Below are 21,994 nucleotides of genomic sequence, written 5' to 3' on the forward strand. Positions count from 1 at the left end.
AGATTGAAGTAAGACACTGTTTATTACGCTAAAGCTATTGGTTCTTACCAACACTGTTTGCTAAACCCACGCTATTTAACAAGGCAGCGTTACTTAATAAGAGAAAGCTACTTGTTAAACCAATCAAGTTTTTCATGAAGCTGAGCCACGCTGCCAACAACGATCAAAGCCGGGCTTTTCGCGACACTCGCAAGGTTAGCTAAGTCACTCAATCCACCTCGATACACCTTCTGTTCTTGGCGAGTACCGTTTTCGATAATCGCTACAGGCATGTCTGATCGCATACCATTATCAAGCAAGTTTTTCTGAATATTCGGGCTCTCTTTTAACCCCATGTAAAACACTATCGTGTGGTTGTGCTGCGCAAGAGAGCGCCAATCGATATCTTCGCCATCTTTCTTTAAGTGACCAGTAATGAACTGGACGCTTTGTGCGTGGTCACGGTGCGTTAGAGGGATACCGGCATAAGCAGTTGCCCCAGCTGCTGCAGTAATGCCTGGGATGACTTCAAATCTAACGTCATTCTCAGCCAGAGTTTCACACTCTTCACCACCGCGACCAAAGATAAACGAGTCACCACCTTTTAGGCGTACTACATGCTTATTCTCTTGCGCTTTGGTGACCAATAATTGGTTGATCTGATCTTGCGGTACGCAGTGATGATCAAGCTTTTTACCCACATACAGCATTTCTGCTTCTGGGTTAGCCATCGCCAAGATATCTTTTGATACCAAGCGGTCATAAACCAAAACGTCTGCTTGTTGAATCACTCGTGCCGCTTTTAACGTAAGTAAGTCTGGGTCGCCCGGACCTGCACCTACTAATGAAACAAATCCTGTGTTTCCTGTTTTAACATTCGATGGCGATACTTCTGACATGCTTTGCTCCGAAAGTTAGCTTGTTATATTTCAAGCTTAATTCTGTATGACGATTCATCATTGTATGAATCACCAATATCCCTACTTCTTAGACTATCAGTTGTTGCCATAAAACTTCACGATTAATTCTAATCAAGATAGAAGTTTATATAACAAAACAATCTATTACGCTGGAACACGCTGACTTTTGCACCATTAACAAGCTCACAATGCTCATTGATAGTGCGCCCTTGATCAAGTAGAGACTGTTGAGATCAAAAAAGCCCCAAACCAACTGCTTGGGGCTTATCATTTGCTCATTAATCTAGAGCAAAAGAATTACTTAGCGCCTAGAGAAGGAGCTGTTCTAGCGTGTGTTAGGAACAAAGGAACACATGTTAGGAACAAACCACCCACGATGTTACCTAGGATTGTTGGGATAAGGTTGAAGTTCAACCATGTCGCGATACCGAAATCAGCGCCAAGAATCATACCCAGTGGGAATAGGAACATGTTTACTACTGTGTGCTCAAATACTAGTGCGAAGAAGATGAAGATTGGGAACCACATCATCGCTACACGGCCAGCAACAGTACGTGCAGTCATGTTACCAATCACACCTAGACATACCATTAGGTTACAGAAGATACCGCGTACGAAACACGTAATCCATCCGTCCATACCCATGTTTTCAAAACCTAGGCTACGCCCTGTAGAAACTGCAATAAACTTTTGCGCAACAGCGTTTGGCTCTAGAGAAAAGTTACCCGTTAGTGAAACGGCAACTAGGAAAGCAACAATCAAAGAACCGATAAGGTTACCAAGACCAACAATACCCCAACAACGAAGGATACGGCCCCAAGTAATGCCTGGGCGGTTGTCAAATTTAGCTAAAGGCGCAAGACCAAATACACCCGTTACTAGGTCATAGCCCATTACACTTAGAATGACAAAACCAACCGGGAACACAAGAGCGCCAACAATACCGATACCTGTTTGCACGATAGTTGTGATAGCAACAACAACCGCAAGAGAAAGGATGATACCAGCCATAGTGCTTCGGATCAGAAGATCACGAGTACTCGTTTTAGTTTTAGCTTCACCTACATCGATCATAGTTTGAACGAATTCTGCCGGTTTAAAATCAGTAGACATAAGGTTGTCCTTAAAAGTTAAATTTAAAAGTTAAAATTGGATAGGAAAAGGCTCTAGTTGCCGAGTTAAGGCAATATCGAAAACTAGAACCCTTGAACTATCAAATCTTACTCATCCAAAGATTAAGCAGAGATTTCTACAGCACCTTTGGTAACACGAGCTTTGTACGCTTTCACGTTGAAGTTCTCGTCTTCCATGCACGCACCTGTTGTCAGGTTAAAGCGTTGCTTCTTAAGCGGGCTTGCCACCCAAAGCTCTTCTTTGTGCTCTACAATCAGACCACGTGATAACACGTTAGACTGGAAGTAAGGGTCGGTGTTGCTAATCGCGAATACTTCTTCAGCCTTAGTTGGGCGGAAGACTGCTACTTGCTCACCACCAACCAATGCACAAACACCTGTACCTGGGATAATATCTTCGATCTTACAAACTTTGGTAAATGCCATGATGTCGTCTCCCAATTAAACCAGTTCAACGTGAAGGATATCGCCCTTCGCTTCAGGGTGTTTCTCAGTGAATGTCGCTGGACGGTGTTGTTCACGGCCATCATCAACAAACACAACGTTTTCATCACGGTCATCAGCATTGATGAAGTGTGCAAAGCGCTTAAGTTGAGCTTCATCGTTGATTGTATCTGTCCACTCACAAGCAAAGTTATCCACTAGACCAGCAATGTCAGTTTCAAGTTGGTCATTGATGCCAAGCTTGTTGTCTACAATAACTTCACGTAGGTAATCAACACCACCTTCTAGGTTATCCATCCATACCGAAGTACGTTGCAGCGGAGCAGCCGTGCGGATGTAGAACATCATGAAACGGTCGATGTATTTGATCAGCGTTTCTTGGTCTAAGTCGCTTGCAAGCAAGTCTGCGTGACGAGGTTTCATACCACCGTTACCACACACATACATGTTCCAGCCCGCGTCAGTCGCGATGATACCTAAATCTTTACCTTGAGCTTCAGCACACTCACGAGTACAACCAGACACACCAAACTTCATCTTATGAGGAGTACGGATGCCTTTGTAACGGTTCTCGATCATCACGCCTAGGCCAACTGAATCTTGAACGCCGTAACGACACCAAGTAGAACCAACACATGTCTTAGCCATACGAAGTGCTTTTGCGTAAGCTTGACCCGTTTCGTAACCCGCAGCGATTAACTTCTTCCAAATAGCTGGTAAGTCATCTTTCTGAGCACCGAACAGACCGATACGTTGTGCACCCGTGATCTTGGTGTACAGGTTGTATTCTGCAGCAACATCAGCAAGAACGCTTAGTGCTTGAGGTGTTACTTCACCACCCGCCATACGAGGGATTACAGAGTAAGTACCGTCTTTTTGCATGTTACCTAGGAAGTTATCGTTGGTATCGTGCAGTTTCACTAGTTCAGGCTTAAGGATGTGTTCACCCCAGCAAGAAGCAAGGATAGAACCCGCTAGTGGCTTACAAACTTCACAGCCGTAGCCTTTACCGTATTTCTCTAGTAACTCATCGAACGTTTTGATTTCTTCGATGCGAATCAGGTGGAAAAGCTCTTGGCGAGAGTAAGCAAAGTGTTCACACACGTCGTTCTTCACTTCAACACCAGCTTTAGCAAGTTCAGCGTTTAGTACTGAAGTCACTAGTGGAATACAACCACCACAACCAGTACCTGCGCCTGTTACCGCTTTGATATCACCAATGGTGTGGTGACCTCCGGCAACCGCTTGAGCGATCTTGCCTTTCGTTACATCGAAACAAGAACAGATAACCGCAGATTCAGGAAGCGAGTCTGCGCCAAGTGTTGGCTTTTCAGCACCAGCGTGCGCAGGAAGAATCAGTGCATCTGGGTGTTCTGGTAGGTCGATTTCGTTCAGCATAAGCTGTAGAAGATCGCCGTAGTCAGATGTATCACCAACCATTACTGCACCAAGAAGCTTCTTGTTGTCTTCAGAAACGATGATACGTTTGTAAACTTCTTGCTCTTCGTTTTGGTAAACGTAGCTCTTACAACCTGGAGTACGACCGTTCGCATCACCGATAGAGCCTACTTTCACGCCTAGAAGCTTAAGCTTCGCAGACATGTCAGCACCTTCAAATGTGCTTTCGTTACCAACAACGTGGTCAACCGCTACCGTCGCCATTTTGTAGCCAGGAGCCACTAGGCCGTAGAACGTTTGGTTCCAAGACGCACACTCACCGATGGCATAGATATCTTTGTCTGTCGTTTGACAGTGATCGTTAATCTCGATACCACCGCGAGGCGCAATACCTAGACCCATTTGACGAGCAAGTTTGTCTTGTGGGCGAATACCAGCAGAGAATACGATGAAATCAGTTTCTAGCTCTGTACCGTCTGCAAAACGCATTACGTTACGAGCTTCAGTGCCTTCAGGAGCAATCTCAAGCGTGTTCTTACTTGTATGTACGTTTACGCCCATACGTTCGATTTTTTGACGAAGTTGATTACCACCCGCCTGATCAAGCTGCTCAGCCATTAACTTAGGAGCAAACTCAACAACGTGAGTTGTCACGCCAAGTGCTTTTAGTGCGCCTGCCGCTTCAAGACCAAGTAAACCACCACCAACAACCACACCAGACTTAGAGTTTTTAGCCGTAGCTTCAATCGCTTTCAAATCTTCGATTGTGCGGTAAACGAAACAATCTTTACCTTCGTTACCTTTGATTGGTGGTACGAATGGGAAAGAACCGGTAGCAAGAACAAGTTTGTCGTATTGAATTTCGCGACCAGTGCTTGAGTAAACTGTTTTCTTTTCACGGTTAACGTTGATTGCACGTTCGCCGATCAGCATGTTGATGCCGTGTTTCTCGTAGAAGCCTTCTTTAACTAAAGAAAGTTCGTCTGCAGTGTGGTGTGAAAAGTAAGAAGAAAGGTGCACACGGTCATATGCTACTCGTGGTTCTTCACAGAACACGGTGATGTCCATGTTTGCAACATCTGTCTTCTCGACTAAATCTTCGATATAGCGATGGCCGACCATCCCGTTACCGATTACGACTAGCTTCATCTTGCTCATAAGAATTCCTGAAGGTTATATATTTCTTAACTGAGCGAATAATGAATTATGAAAGAAAATGAAAATATGATGTAAATCAATTACGAAAACAAACTACCCTAAAGGGGTAGAACAAAAGAGGTAGATCTGCTTAATTATCAGGCTAAGCAAACGAATAACCGTAGTCTTAATGGGGTTTAGCGGGGTTTTATATACACTTTCTTGCACTAGAGAGGATGTTGTAAAGTTTCATAATAGATTAGCAACAACGCAAGTAAATGACAATCATTTTCATTTATAGTCATAAGAACTGTAATAACTCATGAAAGCGTTACAGGTTCATGAGCAACTATGTATAAATATGAAGAACTTAATGACCCAAAGGACAGGCGCCCTTTTCCATTCCCTACTAATTCCACTTACAAACAGCGCAATTAGTTTAAATATGCTGGTGGTTGTTTAGTAAATGATAGATTTCCGCAAGGAAAAGACCGACAAAGAAAATCATCAGACAAGGGCTTGTTCCTAGAGGCACTAATGAACAGAGGTCAACATCGGTATTTGGAAGTAATGCTAGGAAATGGAATTTCAGATAGCAAAAAGGCCAGCATTTCTGCTGGCCTTTCAACTTTAAGTGATGGAGGCGCCTCCCGGAGTCGAACCGAGGTCCACGGATTTGCAATCCGCTGCATAGCCACTCTGCCAAGGCGCCTTCAATAGTGTTTTAAGAGAACAACTCTTTTGACTAATACCAAGCGAGGTAACAATCAAATAGATGGTGCCCCGGGCCGGACTTGAACCGGCACAACGCGAACGTCGAGGGATTTTAAATCCCTTGTGTCTACCAATTCCACCACCAGGGCACGCAATTCTTTATTGCGATGCCGATTACTGAAAAATAAAACACCATCTTAATGTCGAGATGAATCAACATTACAAAATTTGGAGCGATGCATCGGGTTCGAACCGATGACCTCAACCTTGGCAAGGTTGCGCTCTACCAACTGAGCTAGTATCGCATTTTCATTCTTAGTATCTCTTAACTTATCAAACTAAGAGAGAGAATGGAGGCGCCTCCCGGAGTCGAACCGAGGTCCACGGATTTGCAATCCGCTGCATAGCCACTCTGCCAAGGCGCCTTTAATAGTGATTTAAGAGAACAACTCTTTGTTCATCACTCTACTCAAAAAGTAAAAGCTAGATAGATGGTGCCCCGGGCCGGACTTGAACCGGCACAGCGCGAACGCCGAGGGATTTTAAATCCCTTGTGTCTACCAATTCCACCACCAGGGCAACGCAATCTTGCGAGGCCGATTACTGAAAAGTAAAAACACCATCCCTCAGCGACCTAAGCCGTGAGAACGAGGTGTACTTTAACGGAAGGAAAAAATTCGTCAACAATAAATTTTATCTTTTAATTCAAGTGATTAATTATCGAACTTTAACGATTGAAATTACTACAGATCGCACAAACTGCACACACAACATCCTACATACACTACCTAATTCGACCTCGGATTATCTCTTGAACTTAACTATGGCTAGCGAATTCGAATAAGAAAGCCAGTCAACAGACTGACTTTTGTACAGAAAAGTAGTTTGAAAGCGAAACAAAACTTAATATTTTTCTTTTAAGAATTGATATGTAGGCTTGGGCACTATTGCTTCTATACTGCTGAAATCTCTACTAGCTAAAAACTCCCTAACTTTAGAAGCACTGATAACATCGCCATTAGTTTCAATTCGATCGATGATATCAACTTCAATACCGTACTCTGGGAGTAACTCTCGCATTTTTTCATTGTACTGTTTGGTGATCATGCACTTAGGCTCATCACCTAAGAAGATCTTACTAATATTTAGCGTTTTTGCTATGTACTCACAGAAGAACCATGCTTCCATAGAAGCGTCTGCTTTAGCTTCTGTGGTGTCTTTGTCGAAGTAATCAGGGTAAGTTAACTCAGTACAGATAAATTTACCTCCTCTAAGCACAGTGGCATTATCTAAATGCTTAGTACTCTCTGCGACTAAGTGGAGGCGGTCTTCGAACTTAAAGAACGATTTATCTTCTTCGATAACAAAAATAAATAGCTTATCCACACTTCTTGCCGCGTGCTCGATTAAGTGCAAATGTCCCTTAGTAATTGGGTTACAATTAACCGCTACGCTGCCTATAACACCTTCAGTATCTGTAGCATGTTGATCCAATAACTCTAAGTAAGATTTCATTTCACAAGATTCAAGCGCCTGCGCAGTATGTCTGAATAGGAAGTACTTGAACTTTTCTAGGACACAGAACATTCTATTATCTGAGTCTAATTGAGTCGATACAGGTTCACTTTTACTGTTCAACACAGGTATTAACTTATTTGTTACGATCTCTCCCATGGCCTTATTTCCCTTAGGAGAGTAATGACAATGACGCGCGTTTAGATCAATGAAAAAGTCGCCACCCCGGTCAACATCATTAAGATCAATCGAAAACACATCCGGATCTTCAACATTTTTGAATTCATCAAAGTTGAAAAAAACAATTACATCACCCTGCTTGATCTCAGTTTGTACTAAATTATTCATTGCTAGAAGCAAATTCATCCCTAGTACACCATGATTTTCAACTCTAACATTATCAGTTACTTTATTAATGTTTTTCTGAACCTGACTGACAATTGTATTTTTGTCGCTCATACCATACGAAAAAGTTGTTGATGCTCCGAAGAAAAGCACTCGGCGATCTGATATTTCTGGTTGACCTGTGGTTGCTCTAAACCCATTTTTTACTGATATAACTGAGCTGTCATGATCAGATAAAGATACTTTGGTCGCTCTTACAATAGGCAGCACATCACTAAACAACTCATCAATTTTGTTCTGCTCATCTTTGCTATAGAGCGATTTGATGTAAGTCGGTGGACTATTCCTGCGACTCCAATCTCTTCGTTGCTTTAGATAGAGCTTTGTGTTGTTAACAAGAATCTTTTCCTCATTAGACAACTTGGTTAAATGATCTCCTCCACTTTGAACATCAATAAGTACTGAAGATGCTCCTTTGGTCGCAATGTACGACTTGATAAAGGCCACTTTATCAGAGTCGTTCACACTTGAATTTAGGATATCCAAACTCTTTACAAGATTAGTACTTTCACTTGTGGAATCTAATGAAACTTCAAGCTCTTTTGATTTTTCTGAGTCACCATTCATTAAATATAAATTCAATAACATGAAACTATATTCATTTTTTTTGAATTTGTAGACTAACTCTTCTATAAGACTAGTTGCTTTTTTATAGTCTTTTTTTTGTACATATAGCTCAGCAAGCCTAAGGTTTTTAGACATCTTGATTTTTGAAGGTAGTATAGGAAGTAATCTATATAAGCTTTTTAATACCCAGTAAAACGTTAACTTATACGATTGACTTTTTGATTGCATGAATAGAGCCTTTTACATTATCTTTATAACTTCGAAATTTCGAAGATGCTACCATATTAAATTTTAAAAAATGTAAGGTTAAGTAAGGCATTGTATTCATCTTAGTTACAAACTGTATTGTATAAAAAAGCTTACTTATTATAAAACACCCGACTTGTTGTTAAAAGATATTAACCAATATTACAAGTTAATATTATATAGCTTATTTAGAACGGTTTTGATACAAACTGAATGTCATTCCCTCGTTTATTCCTCCCTTCATCTCTGCTTCACAATCTAACGCTATGGTATTAAATACGGCCAAAAACCATGTGTAACTGTGAAACCATTAAAACGATACCAATATGAACGCTATGCCGTTCTTTGTAACCTCGCCTACCCTAGAGTTTTTAAACAAACTCGTTATGGTTTCGATCCTAATGGGCAGCGCATCATAAAGAACCAGTTTGCTAAAACCATGATTCGAGTGTTATGGAGCAGCGACAAAGACGAAGTGGTTGTCGTTATTAAAGGGTCACACAGCGTGTCAGACTGGCTGCTTAACTTCGCCCTATGGACGAGAAGCTGCAAAAGGATTGGACTCAATTACCGAGTGCATGCTGGCTTCTATCATCTGATGTTTCAGGAAAGCCAACCAACTCGTAATGAAGATAAGCTTGGCTTAACGGTAATTGAACGATTGGAAGCGACGCTCATCCCTCTCTTAGAGCAAGGCAAAAGAATCTCCATTACTGGCCACTCTTCCGGTGGTGCTATTGGTTGTGTGTTTGCTGACTACTTTGAGCAAAAGTTTCCAGGCTGCATTAAGCGGATCGTGACCTTTGGGCAACCTGCAATTGGTGATTGGAGTTTTCGAAAGCACTATCGCTTGAGTAAGAAGACTTACCGCATCTGTTGTGACATCGACATCGTGACCTTCATGCCACCCGTACCTTTACTGTACTGGCATGTAGGAAAGGTCCTTTGGCTCTACAACGGCAGAATCTATGAGAACACCCCAACTCTTATTCGCCTTGGACGATCCATTTTTAGCTGGTTGATACGACCTTTTTCGTATCACTTAATGAGCAAGTATATCCGTAACAAAGATTTCTTTGATAAACATTGAAATGGGTACGTAGGAAGCTTTTAGCGAGGCCAGAAACGAAAAAACCAGCCACTAGGACTGGTTTTTCTGAATGATGGAGGCGCCTCCCGGAGTCGAACCGAGGTCCACGGATTTGCAATCCGCTGCATAGCCACTCTGCCAAGGCGCCTTCAATAGTGTTTTAAGAGAACAACTCTTTTGACTAATACCAAACGAGGTAAAAATCAAATAGATGGTGCCCCGGGCCGGACTTGAACCGGCACAACGCGAACGTCGAGGGATTTTAAATCCCTTGTGTCTACCAATTCCACCACCAGGGCACGCAATTCTTTATTGCGATGCCGATTACTGAAAAGTAAAACACCATCTTAATGTCGAGATGAATCAACATTACAAAATTTGGAGCGATACATCGGGTTCGAACCGATGACCTCAACCTTGGCAAGGTTGCGCTCTACCAACTGAGCTAGTATCGCATTTCATTCTTAGTGTCTCTTAACTTATCAAACTAAGAGAAAGAATGGAGGCGCCTCCCGGAGTCGAACCGAGGTCCACGGATTTGCAATCCGCTGCATAGCCACTCTGCCAAGGCGCCTTTTTAATTCAACACTTTAGGGACTTAAGTAAGCCTCATCGCTGTGTTCGGGTGCCTACTTTACGGATTGGGGAGAGATAGTCAAACAAAAAAGTGAATTTAAATTCCGTTTGCTGACATTTAAATCAAATTGCTGCATGTTCGATCTCTTCAATCAAAAATCACACAGCAAAATCGATTTAAATAAGATGTTTTAGCGCTACCACTTCTTCATGAAACGACCGACAAGGCTCGGATGATACGCCCAGCAGTGGTCGAACATCGTCATAAGTTGAGGGTTACCATACTTAGAAAGACTAACCGCATGGAAACGGTTTTTGTGTTCTTTCAACTTTTCAACCTGAGCAATCATTTCGTCAGATTGTTTAGGTGCAATAAAGTCCGAAAGTACGATTAAATCGGCATTCTTGTATTTATCACCCGTCATCAAATCAATCGACTTCATAAGAACAGGTTCTAGATCCGTACCGCCGTGGAATGAGTAACTTAAGAAGTCGCTCGCTTCACGTAAGCCATCCTGCCTTGTTAACTCATAAGTAATCTGCTCAGAAGAGAACAGAATCACGTAACAGTCTCTCTCTTCCGCAAGAGCAATTTGCATTAAGGCATAAGCCATCGCTTTAGCAGACTGCTCAGGGAAACCACTCATAGAGCCCGAAGCGTCCACACAGACGATAAACGGGCCCTTTTCAATATCGATGTTCTTGCTATCTGGTTTTTGCGCCTTCACTTTACGTAACGTGCGTGATTTACCTTGCGAGCGATAGCTCAGTAAACGCTTGTCGGCCAAGTGCTTGTAAAAGATAACCTCAAGTTCAGGATAAGCTAGGAACATGGTTTCGTTTGGCAGCATTTTGTTCAGGTCATCACTTTCATGAATCCCAACAATATCATCGACTGCCTCATCGCTCTTCTCTTCAACCATCTGCAATTCTTCTACAGGGGCTTTGTGAAGCGAAGGATCATCTTCTTCACCAGCCATACGGCCCAGCTTTTCAGCGATCTCTTGCAAGCCCTTGTGCTTATTCAAGAATTCAGCATGACGCTTCATGATGGTAAGGTCTGTTTTGCTTAACTTGGCAGATGCCATATCCCACAAGCGCCCTACACTGCCTTCATCACCCGACTCCGTCACTTTGTCCATGTTTTTCATGGTTTCCATGCGCTGGTAAAGATCGGCTAAGACTTTTTCTTTGCTCGTTTCAAGTTCGGTTACTTGAGCTTGCTTGATCGCATCTGATAGTGATTGGTACCACTGGTCGCAAAAGTAGTGTGGAAACATCGCGTTATAAACGCCCTTATTGTTCTCCATAAGGCGTCTAGCTTGTAGATAAAACGCTGAGTGCCACTCAAGCTTTTTGATAACACTGTCTATCTCATCAAAGAACTGAGGTTCATCCCAGTAAATCACTTTTTGGTAAAGGGCGATCTCCTCTTGGAATCGATCAGTTTCACACACTTTAGTGACGCGTTTTTTTACTTTACCACGCCATTTCACTAAGTGGTTTTTCACTGATGTCTTCACACCTTTGTTCTCTGCAGCCATCATGACTTGAGAACGAGCGATGAGATCATTCATCGCTGTATCAATGATTCCTGAATCAGCCACCATCAAAGCGAGGTTTAAGCCGTCTGCTCCTAACATATGCTCTCCCCTTACTCGAAGTACTGGCTCATAAACTTAATACGCTGAGCAATCTTACTGCTCTTCACTTTGGTTGTTTCAAGATCTTGCGTTACCGCTTGCAAACTTGCTTCCATCGCTTTCGGTAAATCAGGGTCAATATAGTTATGAGGTAACGCATCATGGAATTCAGTGCGAACGCGTTTTAACTTGAATTCCGCTTCGGTTAACTGTTCTAGCGCTCTTTCAGCGCCACTTAACCACTTGTTATACAGTTCTTGATCCAAACCATCTGTGGTAACAACGCTCACCAAGACAGAGCGATTAGCAATGTCTTTAATCACTAATTGGTTCGATGCATCTAAGTCGAGTTTTAAACGGCATAGATTTTTATTTTCGTTTACGTAACCGTAAATATCGCCGTGACCTTCTTTAAGAACACGATCAAAATCGTCTTTGGCTACGTATACCCAACGGCTATCGCCTTTCTCTGATTCAGACACCGACATGTTGCTTTGTAGCATAACCAGTTTCACTAGATTGTATGCACTGCCCACGCTGTACATTTTCGCGTTCTTGATATCATTCTGGTAAACGTCTTTTCGCAACAAGCCGCTGGTTGATTCCATAGAAAGCGAAACAGATAGCGTCGATTCAACATCGTCTTGAATCTCTTCTAACTCTTCACGAGACATTTCGATTTGCGCTTTTGACTCTTGCTGATCGAACGCACGGTTCAATGCAAAGTCTTTAACCACGCTACGAACCACATCTCGTGATTCTGGGCTATGCCATAAACAATCTTGCAGAAGCATGATATCTAGCGGGTTCACGCTATCTCGCCCGCTAAAGAAGGCGCTCGCTTTCAATAGCTTAACGGCTTTCTTCCAACGTCTGTCGGATACATACAAATCAGACTCTGATGCAGAACCTTGCTTCTTAACTGTTTCCTCAAGCATGGTTTTCAGTTCATACAGCTTGTTAAACGAGTTATCTGTTAGCTCTAACTTGTCGAGCTCTTTTTGCCATTGATGGTATTCAATATCAGTGATCGCCAAGCCTTTAGGGATCACCGCTTCTTGAGATGTGCCTGTCGTCAGCATTGATTTGAAGTTTTGTTTGTTCTGAATACGGTTTACAAACACGCGAACCAACATACGGTCATAAAGTGCTTCTAAGCCGCTGTCTTCGTCTGGAAGTTCGTTAGATGCTGAAACCAATAGACGCATAGGAACACGCTCGATGTCCGCGCCATTTTTAAATGTCTTTTCATTCACTACAGTCAGCAGCGTATTCAAGATTGCAGGGCCTGCTTTCCAGATCTCATCAAGGAACACAACTTGTGCAGTTGGTAGGTAGCCTTCGGTCAGTCGTACATAACGACCGTTGTCTTTTAATTCTTGGATACTTAGCGGGCCGAACACTTCCTCTGGTGTAGAGAAACGTGTCATCAAATATTCGAAATAGCTGCTATTGTCAAAAGCTTGGATCAAGCGTTTAGCAATAAGACTTTTTGCGATGCCCGGAGGGCCTAATAGGAATACACTTTCGCCGGCGAGAGCCGCCAGTAAACAGAGCTTAATCGTGTCTTCTCTTTCATAGACACCATCGGATAGAGCATGCGCTAATTTATTGATTCTTTCAGAGAGTAGCGCTTTGTCAGCATGTGAGGAAATAGAAGGGTTCATGCGTTACTCCGGAAATCTTTTAACTGTTGAGAGTGTAGATATGTTTTTATACATTTGTTAGCACTTTGTTACAAGTGTATTTTATTATTGAGTTGCATTTATATCAGATGGTTAGGGTCGTAATTTTCGTGTAATCATAGATTCCAAATATGAGGGTAACATCACGAACGGCGCAAAACGAAATCTATAACTAAACCCAATTTTTCTTTTATTTTCGACACCATAGACGTTATGGTGGTGCACGTCTTCAGTTATCGATAAATTGGCAAGGAATGTGGCCAGACTGCATGAGTAAAGTTATCCATCAATGGAAAAGTATTTCTCTTATAGAAGAGAACGTGACGCTCCCTACGAACGTCGTGGTAAAACATACAACAATCAACCACCCTGGCGCGGCCGTTATTCTTCCTATCACTTCGTCTGGAAAGATTATCCTCATTAACCAATTTCGCCCTTCTCTCAAAAAGTGGCTTCTAGAGTTACCTGCAGGCACTATGGAAATTGATGAGACACCTCTTGAATGCGCGCAGCGCGAACTGGAAGAAGAAACAGGTTACAGTGCAACTTCTTTTCAAAGTTTAGGGCAAGTTACGCCTTTAGCTGGCTTCTGCGATGAGATACAGCATCTATTCGTCGCAAAAGACCTAAGCCTCACTACCCGCTTTGAATGTGATGAAGATGAAGTCATAGAAGTGATCGAGCTGAGCTTAGAAGAACTACACAACAAAATACGACACGATCAAATCACCGATACAAAAACTATCGCTTGTTTAAGTAAAGCCCAACTCTGCGGCTACCTATAATACTCTAGGAGAGAAACATGGACTTTCGTTCTGATACCGTAACTAAACCCTCACAAGCAATGCGCGATGTAATGGCAAACGCAGAAGTCGGCGATGATGTATATGGTGACGACCCAACAGTAAACGAGCTTGAGCAGTGGGCAGCAGACGAAACAGGCTTTGAAGCCGCTATGTTCACGTCTTCTGGCACGCAAGCTAACCTACTTGGTTTAATGGCGCACTGTGAGCGTGGTGACGAATACCTTTGTGGCCAACAAGCGCACAACTACAAGTACGAAGCTGGCGGCGCTGCGGTACTTGGTTCTATTCAACCTCAGCCCATTGAGAACAACGCAGACGGCACACTAGACTTTAAAAAACTTGCTGCTGCGATTAAGCCAGACGATAGCCACTTTGCACGTACTAAGCTGCTTAGTTTAGAAAATACGATTAATGGTAAAGTACTTCCAATGTCTTATTTAGCGGAAGCTCGTGAGTTCGTAAACCAACATGGCTTGCAAATGCACCTAGATGGAGCGCGCGTCTACAATGCGGCAGTCGCGTTAGATGTTCACATTAAAGAGATCGCACAACACTTCGATTCTATGACGATTTGCTTATCGAAAGGTTTAGGCGCTCCAATCGGTTCACTACTTCTTGGCAGCAAAGAGTACATCGCTAAAGCACGTCGACTACGTAAAATGGTCGGCGGTGGTATGCGCCAAGCAGGTATTCTCGCCGCAGCTGGTAAGATGGCTCTAACAGAGAACGTGACTCAGCTTAAAGCAGACCATGCGAACGCAAAAAACCTAGCGATTGGTTTAAGTAAGCTAGAAGGTTTTTCGGTTAACCCTGATTTCATTCAAACTAACATTGTGTTTGCTAAGTTAGATGAGTCCGTGGATATCAACCGAATCGCTCGCGAACTGGGCAAACAAGGCATTACGATGTCACCAGGGAATCCTGTTCGCTTTGTTACTCATAGAGATATCAGTTCAGAAGACATCAGTACTTTCCTAACAAAGCTAGAAAATGCGCTTTAACTCTTAACGAGAAGAGCCTCTATCGCAATTAAGACTAAAGCTTCCCTTAGGAAGCTTTAATTTTTCTAACAAATTCGTTAAACATTCCCACAGCCAAAATAGCCTTCAACACCTGCTGGTTTTCTAAAAAACACACTAGATTGACTGGAACAGAACGCAATCTCGTTTTGGCCTATGTGAATACCTTCTAAGAATCATCCACCACATTTCAGCATTCTATTATCGCTTACGTTTGACTTGCATTAGTGATATAAAACATTGAATGGTCGCTAAAGGTAAATAACTTAGTGATAACATTTAAAGTTTTTAATTACCACGCACAAGGTAATTAAAAATAGAATAAATCTGTCCTATATCATTTATTTAAACAACTAATTTAAATAAAAAAATAGTAGATAGTCACTCTCCGCCATTACAATTTATAACCGCTACAATCAACTTATAAATCAAATTTTCAAGTTAGTATTTCCGTTAATAACACTGCCATAATTGTGATGACAGTAGCCCATCGCAAAACTCAACACACTCGACGTAGACCATACTTCTATTATTATCAATGAAATAAAATTTCCTCGTCAAACCAAATTTGGGGTGAAATCCCTCTATCTAATTGAATATAATATTAATACCTCGTAATTTAGCCGCTACCTATCAGGCTAAAATCATACCAAAACTCATACTTTCCTTAAATAATAAACTTTTTTTACTACTTCATCATTTTTCAAAGCACATATAGTTTTCAAAGTTAAGCAACAAGTTACATTCAATCGTTGAGAGGTGAAATTATGATTAGAGTATTTTTGATTCTTCATAACTTCATCGTAGCCACGTTTATTTGTAGCCTGTCACTTTCATGCTATGTCAGCGCTAACAACTTAACGTTAGGAATTAGTGGTCAGATCAAAGATCGATGCGAAATAAATTTCTTTTCTGGCAACGTTATGAATTTTACGGAACACCGTGATGTGCAATCGTTGCCTTTTAATCTTTATTGTAACCGTCCATTGGGTATAACGATCAACTCAAAACATGGCGGATTAAAATATCAACATCAAGGGGTTGATATTATTGAGAGTTACAATTTGTCATTACAAATAGACGAAATTCGTCTTTATGAAAGTAGGCACAGCAGCCAACTTACTTCACCAGTAATGATAGACAGTTCTGGTGTTATTCCGTTCTCTCAACATGGGAATCTTAGGGTAGCACTCGAAAATAGCTTGCGTTACGCAGGTTATTATCAAGACGTTATTGAGATCGAAGTTTACCCTTCGATTCATAGCGTGACGAAGTGAAAACTCTGCAATGTATCTGCAGAAAAACATACGCTCAGCAGTATTCGAGCCAATCATTTAAGATAAAGGAATTTCTAATGAAAAAGCTAACACTCTACGTAGCAACAGTCACAGCTATTTTTGGTGCTCAAGTCCAAGCCGCTCCTGGTGATGTCCAGTTAGTGGGATTTGTTTCACCTGTATGTGAGGTTACTGGTCTTTCAACGCAACTGATGGACTTTGGTAACGTATCTCAAATTCAAAACCTTTCTGTTAGTGGTCTTAACATGAAGTGTAATGACGTCGATGGTGCAACGGTGACACTGACAAGTGCTGAAGGTGGTCTAGAGTCAGATGATAGCGAAGACTACGCTCTTACATACGATGCAACATTTAATCCTTCAGGCTTAGCTCCTTTCACGCTTAATGCACCAGGAGGCCCAGGTCTAAATGACGTTTCAGTCAGTAATTCTTATGGCGGTTCTGGCGCATTAGCGACAGGTGTTGCCGCATCTATTGATATTGTGACGACAGAAACCTCCCCATGGGCAGGTGGCTACTCAGATACATTAACCGTAAATATCACCTCAAATTAGAGGCTAATAAGTCGGGGGCTATTAATTGGCCTCCGACTTAATCTCAGCCTCAATCTCAACGACGTAAGTTTAATTTGGAGCTCTTCGCTATGTATCAATGGATCATGCATAAATGGATCGTTCTTTTCCTATTGTCATTCACTTGTTTGTCCGCTCATGCGTTCAAAGTAGAACCGATGTCTATGGAAATGACGCCGCTTGGAAAAAGAGCTCAAATGACCATGAGGGTTGAGAACTCTTCTCAAGAACCACTCACGGTTGAGTTGTCTCCGGTATATATGACAATGGACAAATATGGCAAAGAGACCACCACTCCTGCTGATGACGAGCTATTAGTTATTCCTGTGACCGCGATTATTGAACCTGGACGATCACAATCCATTATGGTGCGCTATTTAGGCGATCCTTCCATCACAGAATCTAAAGCGTATCGAATTGCTGTGAAGCAAGTGAAAGTTCAAAGAGCAAGCAGCAACCAAGGGCAAGTAAGTCTTTTGCTTCAGTTTAATACGCTTATCAACGTCCGACCTCAGAACACAGCCTCTCAGCTAGAAATCAAAAGTATCGAACAAAATGACAAAACGAACAAATGGGTTCTCGAAGTACTCAACAGTGGCAATAGTTATGGTCGATTAACCAATACAACATGGAAAATATCTGATGGTAAAAACTCAACCTATTTAAAAGGTGTAGAAATCGCTAAGCGTATTCCGGGAACTTTAGTCCTTCCCTACTCCACTCGTTATTTTGAAATGCAGCCTCTTAAAAATTACAACGTGAATAAACTAACGATTGAAATAGAGCAGGATCAATAGCCATGAGACGTTATATTTGGGGAACGATCATCTATTGCTTTCTGTGTGCACAAACGTTGGGCATAACACTGTTTCCAACCGTCATTGAGCTCAACACAGATCACCGGGCATCATCTCAACTGGTTGTGACTAACAACTCAACACAAGCTCTCCCACTTGAAGCTAACGTTCGTCGATTAAAATTCTTATCTGATGGTACATTCGAGACATCGGAGCTAGCGAGTGAAGAGGTGTTTGTGTTTCCACCTGCCGCGATGTTAGCCCCCGGAGAACGTCAAGTATTCCGTATACAATGGTTGGGAAACAGAACTCTCGAAACCTCTCAGAGTTATTTCATCCGTTTCAGTACCGTGAATATTGGACAGAACAACGCGAGAATAGATAAACCCATCGGTTTGACAACCGGTATCAACTTACAAGTTCACTACAATGCGTTGCTGCACATTCACTCATCGTCGTTAGAGCCTGACGTGAAATTGCGCATAGACGAACAAGGCAAGCTAACACTCACTAATTCAGGATCGCGATTTACCTATACGTCGTTACTTCATTTTGCAGGGCTCGAATCTCAGAGCCAAAAAGTACATGAGGCTTTAGGTGAGCAGTTTATTCCACCACGCTCCACTATTACTTTCCCTTCTTCTTTAAGTTACTTACCAATGGGCACTTACCGTGGGCATGAAAACTGAAAACCATCACAAGATGTGGCAAGTTTTATATGTCTTGGGATTAGTACTTTTTTATTGTGCCGCCTTAAGCCCCGCAGCTTGGGGCAAGAAAATGGTCTTGAACCCAACAGGGCGAGATATTCAACTTACCTCTTTGCTAAGGATAAGTGACACCATACTGGGGGAAGCAGACATTATCATTACCGCAAACAACGAAATTTTGTTACCGAAGGAAAGTACGCTTTCACTCCTTTCATCCGTCGTAACTCAAGAAGGTATTGGGAGACTCAATGGCACGACAGACGATGAGATGCTGTCTCAGCACCATTTTGAGAGTGTAGGATTAGGTCTGAGTTTCGATTTCTCTTCATTAGAATGCATCGTGATGGTACCGCCTGAATTTAGCTTAACCCAACAACTGTCTATGAACGGCGCAGATGATTTTTATAACTATGTTGAGCCAAATTTGTTAAGTGGATACGTTAACTTTGCCCTTTCAGCCAATGAGACCCAATATGTCGATCAGAATTCGTCAAGGCAGGATCTCTATCGCAGTCAATTCGACTCAGCACTTAACATTGGTTTTCTAAACTTTGAGTATGAATCCTACTTAGAAAACAGCTCATCACAAGATTCGCGATACGTGAGAGAAGGATCTCGCCTTAATATTGACTTTGCAGAACAAGGCACACGACTTGTGCTCGGCGATATGTACAACAGTGGTCAATCTTTTCAGGACAGTACCGACATACTTGGTATTGGCTTAACTCGAGATTTCACACTCATTCCAACCAGAAATGCGCGACCACGAGCCAATCAATCATTCACCCTTCAAAGGGCATCAAATGTCGATGTCTATATAGATGGGATTGCAGTCCAAAGATTAACCCTAGGCGCTGGTAGCTATAACCTTAGTGATATACCCCTGGCGCAAGGTAGCAATGATATTGTACTCGTCATCACCGACCGCTCAGGTAATGAAGAACGCATCGAGTTTTCTATTGCAACCGGTAACGATTTGCTAAATAGCGGTGAGTTTGAATATAGCATCATGTATGGAGCGCCTTCTGAATTACAAAATGGACAACTAGAATACCTTACCGATGAGCGTATTTTCCATGGTTATGTCGATGTGGGTATTAACCCTTGGTTAACGTTGGGTACAAACTTTCAAAGCCGTAAAGATCTTTACCAATATGGTGCCACCGCGTTACTCGCTTCTACATGGGGCGTCACTGAGCTCAATGCTTCGCGTAGCGAACACCCTACATTTGGAACTGGCGACGCATACAAATTTGCATTCGATGCGGAGTTCTCCAATACGAACACTCTGTCTCCACAACTGAGTTTCAGTTATGAATATCTGGCCAACAATTTTACTGGGGTCTCAGGGTTTAATGCTTCCGATATCGATATCAATTTAACCACTCATTATGTATCTGCATTCAGCTCTATTTACCTTAGTCAATCTTTACGTGCCGCCATGACCCTCAATTATCGCTCAGGAGTAGACAAAGAGAACGATTATTGGCTGATTAGCCCGAGTTTATCGGACGGACTGTTTGATACTCCCGCCACCTGGAGTGCACGCGTTAACTATCGGCATAACGCAACCGAAGACGATGATATCAGCACTACAGTCACCGTTAGCTGGCCTCTTAGTCGACAAACTCGTGTCGTCGGTCGATACACCACAGAACTCAATGAAGCCGCCTTAGATTACAGCTATCAAAATAATATTGGTAACACAGGGGGGATATCAGCGTTTGCGAGTGTCATTAATAACGAAGAAACGGATGCCGATATGGATACCGGAATTAACTACACGGCAAACCGCTATGAGTTGAATGCGACCCACGCTTCACGGCTTGAAGATATTAGTGGTGAAACACGAAACCACAGTACTGACGTGACTATAAGTAGTGCCCTTGCTTTTGCAGGTTCATCTGTGACGATCGGCAGACCGGTGCGCGAAGCCTTTGCTATTGTTAGCAAGCACGAAAGCCTCGCAAAAAATGACGTGGCTGTCGACCCAACAAAAGATGGTGAATACGCACGCGTTTATCTTAAAGGAGATGCAAGTGCCATGGTTCCTGACCTTGTTGCTTACAACAGTCAAGTAGTCAGTTACGAGGTCGATAACTTGCCGCCAGGGTATGACTTAGGTGACGGCGCTTTTTGGATTAAGCCTGGTTATAAACGGGGCTTCCAACTCCAAATTGGATCTGATGCAGTATTAACCGTTATTGGCAAGCTATTCGATCGTCAAAGTAACAACCCTATTTCACTTGTCGCTGGTGTAGCACATTACCTTGGTGAAGCAAAACAGTTGCCAATTGACTTCTTTACCAACCGTAACGGCATATTTGCTATCTCTGGATTAAAGCCAGGTAAATATCAATTGGTACTCGACACTAAAGAACAAGAGTCAGTCATCATTACCCTCAGTGAACGCAGTGACAACTTGATAAGACTAGGAGATGTTTATGTGGAATAAACAAGTTCTTTGGGGATCCTTGTTCCTCATCGCCATAAACCATGTACCTTCGGCATTGGCGTGTGAAGCCAGTGCGTTAACTATTCAACCCGTCTCATCTAAATCACAATATGATGTTTTCAGCGCAGGCACATTCGCAACAATAAACACTTACCGAATAGATGCGAACATAATTGGCGAGCCCTGCGAGTTAACCTTAATTTTGCAGCTTAACGATACCAGTCGCTCGTTAAAAGGGTCTAGCCAAGACAAACTCAACTTTGAGTGGTCAGGGCAGATTGGCATACCGGTGGCTAATCAATGGCACTTATCATTAACCGATAGCCATCCTTCGGCAACGATACAAATGCGATTCCCGAGCAAGCAATGGTTAGCATCAGGAACCTATCGGGGGTTATTGGAAGTCTCACCTTCTTATATATCAAATAGTAAACAAATAGAAATTAGCCCTAGCTCCATCCCGGTCTCTGTTAACGTTCCGCCTGCTGCAAAAATTCATTTTTATGGATTAACCCAACAACATTATGACCTTGATCTTGGAACATTATATTCAAACAAAGTTATTCGTTCTGCACCTAACCTATGGGTTCAAAGCAATACAGCTTATACCATCGTATTGGAATCATCCCACCAAGGAATGCTACGTCATGAATCTAATGAGACCAAATGGGACATTCCATATCAATTATCCCTCGATAACGACAGAGTAAACCTTGAGCAACTGGATGTAAGAATTCAACGTCTTTCGGCTACGATTGGTCAACCGATTCCTTTAAGCTTTGTTATAGGTGAAACAGAGAACAAACCAGGAGGACAATATAACGATACATTACAAATTTCTATTGAACCTCGACTTTCACAGCAACCGTAATTATGCAATTATGT

The 21,994-nt window shown here is 42.3% G+C and carries 16 protein-coding genes and 9 tRNA genes; 9 read left to right on the forward strand and 16 right to left on the reverse strand.

The window, feature by feature from the left end; translation table 11 throughout:
* Positions 1–107 precede the first annotated feature (107 nt).
* The 10 genes from cobA to L4C44_RS06070 form a co-directional block, all read right to left on the reverse strand.
* Entirely contained in the window at positions 108–878 is a 771-nt protein-coding gene (gene cobA, locus L4C44_RS06025) for a uroporphyrinogen-III C-methyltransferase (protein ID WP_146490404.1), read from the reverse strand.
* 318 nt (positions 879–1,196) lie between these two features.
* The gene (locus L4C44_RS06030) at positions 1,197–2,012 is read right to left on the reverse strand and encodes a formate/nitrite transporter family protein (protein ID WP_061016882.1); all 816 of its coding nucleotides are present in this window, start codon (positions 2,010–2,012) and stop codon (positions 1,197–1,199) included.
* 122 nt (positions 2,013–2,134) lie between these two features.
* Positions 2,135–2,458, reverse strand: a complete 324-nt coding sequence (gene nirD, locus L4C44_RS06035; RefSeq protein ID WP_017066844.1) for a nitrite reductase small subunit NirD — start codon at positions 2,456–2,458, stop codon at positions 2,135–2,137.
* A gap of 15 nt (positions 2,459–2,473) precedes the next feature.
* Entirely contained in the window at positions 2,474–5,032 is a 2,559-nt protein-coding gene (gene nirB, locus L4C44_RS06040; RefSeq protein ID WP_428804607.1) for a nitrite reductase large subunit NirB, read from the reverse strand.
* A gap of 617 nt (positions 5,033–5,649) precedes the next feature.
* A tRNA-Cys gene (locus tag L4C44_RS06045) sits at positions 5,650–5,723 on the reverse strand.
* Positions 5,724–5,787: 64 nt separating this feature from the next.
* Positions 5,788–5,874: transfer RNA gene (locus L4C44_RS06050), tRNA-Leu, on the reverse strand.
* An 80-nt stretch (positions 5,875–5,954) separates the two neighbouring features.
* Positions 5,955–6,030 (reverse strand) — tRNA-Gly (locus L4C44_RS06055).
* A 46-nt stretch (positions 6,031–6,076) separates the two neighbouring features.
* Positions 6,077–6,150, reverse strand: a tRNA-Cys gene (locus L4C44_RS06060).
* A gap of 67 nt (positions 6,151–6,217) precedes the next feature.
* Positions 6,218–6,304, reverse strand: a tRNA-Leu gene (locus tag L4C44_RS06065).
* 324 nt (positions 6,305–6,628) lie between these two features.
* Positions 6,629–8,440, reverse strand: coding sequence for a citrate lyase ligase (locus L4C44_RS06070; protein WP_428804608.1), 1,812 nt, complete (start codon positions 8,438–8,440; stop codon positions 6,629–6,631).
* A 319-nt stretch (positions 8,441–8,759) separates the two neighbouring features.
* Between L4C44_RS06070 and L4C44_RS06075 the strand changes: the two genes are divergently transcribed.
* Positions 8,760–9,548 carry a lipase family protein gene (locus L4C44_RS06075; protein WP_428804609.1) on the forward strand — a complete coding sequence of 263 codons (789 nt, stop codon included), beginning with the start codon at positions 8,760–8,762 and terminating at the stop codon, positions 9,546–9,548.
* Positions 9,549–9,622: 74 nt separating this feature from the next.
* Here L4C44_RS06075 and L4C44_RS06080 read toward each other — a convergent pair.
* From L4C44_RS06080 to L4C44_RS06105, 6 genes are all read right to left on the reverse strand, one after another.
* Positions 9,623–9,696: transfer RNA gene (locus tag L4C44_RS06080), tRNA-Cys, on the reverse strand.
* A 64-nt stretch (positions 9,697–9,760) separates the two neighbouring features.
* Positions 9,761–9,847, reverse strand: a tRNA-Leu gene (locus L4C44_RS06085).
* Between the two features lie 80 nt (positions 9,848–9,927).
* Positions 9,928–10,003: transfer RNA gene (locus L4C44_RS06090), tRNA-Gly, on the reverse strand.
* Positions 10,004–10,048: 45 nt separating this feature from the next.
* Positions 10,049–10,122 (reverse strand) — tRNA-Cys (locus L4C44_RS06095).
* A 199-nt stretch (positions 10,123–10,321) separates the two neighbouring features.
* Positions 10,322–11,767, reverse strand: coding sequence for an ATPase RavA stimulator ViaA (viaA, locus tag L4C44_RS06100; protein ID WP_146492492.1), 1,446 nt, complete (start codon positions 11,765–11,767; stop codon positions 10,322–10,324).
* An 11-nt stretch (positions 11,768–11,778) separates the two neighbouring features.
* Entirely contained in the window at positions 11,779–13,434 is a 1,656-nt protein-coding gene (locus L4C44_RS06105; protein WP_428804610.1) for an ATPase RavA domain-containing protein, read from the reverse strand.
* 287 nt (positions 13,435–13,721) lie between these two features.
* Here L4C44_RS06105 and L4C44_RS06110 point away from each other — a divergent pair, with 287 nt between their 5' ends.
* The 8 genes from L4C44_RS06110 to L4C44_RS06145 all read left to right on the forward strand — a co-directional run bounded on the left by L4C44_RS06110 (position 13,722) and on the right by L4C44_RS06145 (position 21,980).
* A complete protein-coding gene (locus L4C44_RS06110; protein WP_146492494.1) occupies positions 13,722–14,237 on the forward strand; it encodes an NUDIX hydrolase in 516 nt (171 codons plus the stop codon).
* A 17-nt stretch (positions 14,238–14,254) separates the two neighbouring features.
* Entirely contained in the window at positions 14,255–15,259 is a 1,005-nt protein-coding gene (gene ltaE, locus L4C44_RS06115) for a low-specificity L-threonine aldolase (RefSeq protein ID WP_428804611.1), read from the forward strand.
* Between the two features lie 770 nt (positions 15,260–16,029).
* Entirely contained in the window at positions 16,030–16,554 is a 525-nt protein-coding gene (locus tag L4C44_RS06120; RefSeq protein ID WP_428804612.1) for a hypothetical protein, read from the forward strand.
* A 77-nt stretch (positions 16,555–16,631) separates the two neighbouring features.
* Complete coding sequence (locus tag L4C44_RS06125; protein WP_428804613.1) at positions 16,632–17,129, forward strand: hypothetical protein; 498 nt, start codon at positions 16,632–16,634, stop codon at positions 17,127–17,129.
* A gap of 89 nt (positions 17,130–17,218) precedes the next feature.
* The gene (locus L4C44_RS06130) at positions 17,219–17,944 is read left to right on the forward strand and encodes a fimbrial biogenesis chaperone (protein ID WP_428804614.1); all 726 of its coding nucleotides are present in this window, start codon (positions 17,219–17,221) and stop codon (positions 17,942–17,944) included.
* Between the two features lie 2 nt (positions 17,945–17,946).
* Positions 17,947–18,633, forward strand: coding sequence for a fimbrial biogenesis chaperone (locus L4C44_RS06135; protein ID WP_428804615.1), 687 nt, complete (start codon positions 17,947–17,949; stop codon positions 18,631–18,633).
* A gap of 91 nt (positions 18,634–18,724) precedes the next feature.
* The gene (locus L4C44_RS06140; protein ID WP_428804744.1) at positions 18,725–21,109 is read left to right on the forward strand and encodes a fimbria/pilus outer membrane usher protein; all 2,385 of its coding nucleotides are present in this window, start codon (positions 18,725–18,727) and stop codon (positions 21,107–21,109) included.
* Positions 21,099–21,980 carry a hypothetical protein gene (locus L4C44_RS06145; RefSeq protein WP_146492500.1) on the forward strand — a complete coding sequence of 294 codons (882 nt, stop codon included), beginning with the start codon at positions 21,099–21,101 and terminating at the stop codon, positions 21,978–21,980. Before L4C44_RS06140 ends, L4C44_RS06145 begins: the two co-directional genes overlap by 11 nt.
* The last annotated feature ends 14 nt before the right edge of the window (positions 21,981–21,994 follow it).

Origin of the sequence: Vibrio satsumensis (assembly GCF_050337435.1) — a bacterium.
GTDB classification, from domain to species: domain Bacteria; phylum Pseudomonadota; class Gammaproteobacteria; order Enterobacterales; family Vibrionaceae; genus Vibrio; species Vibrio satsumensis.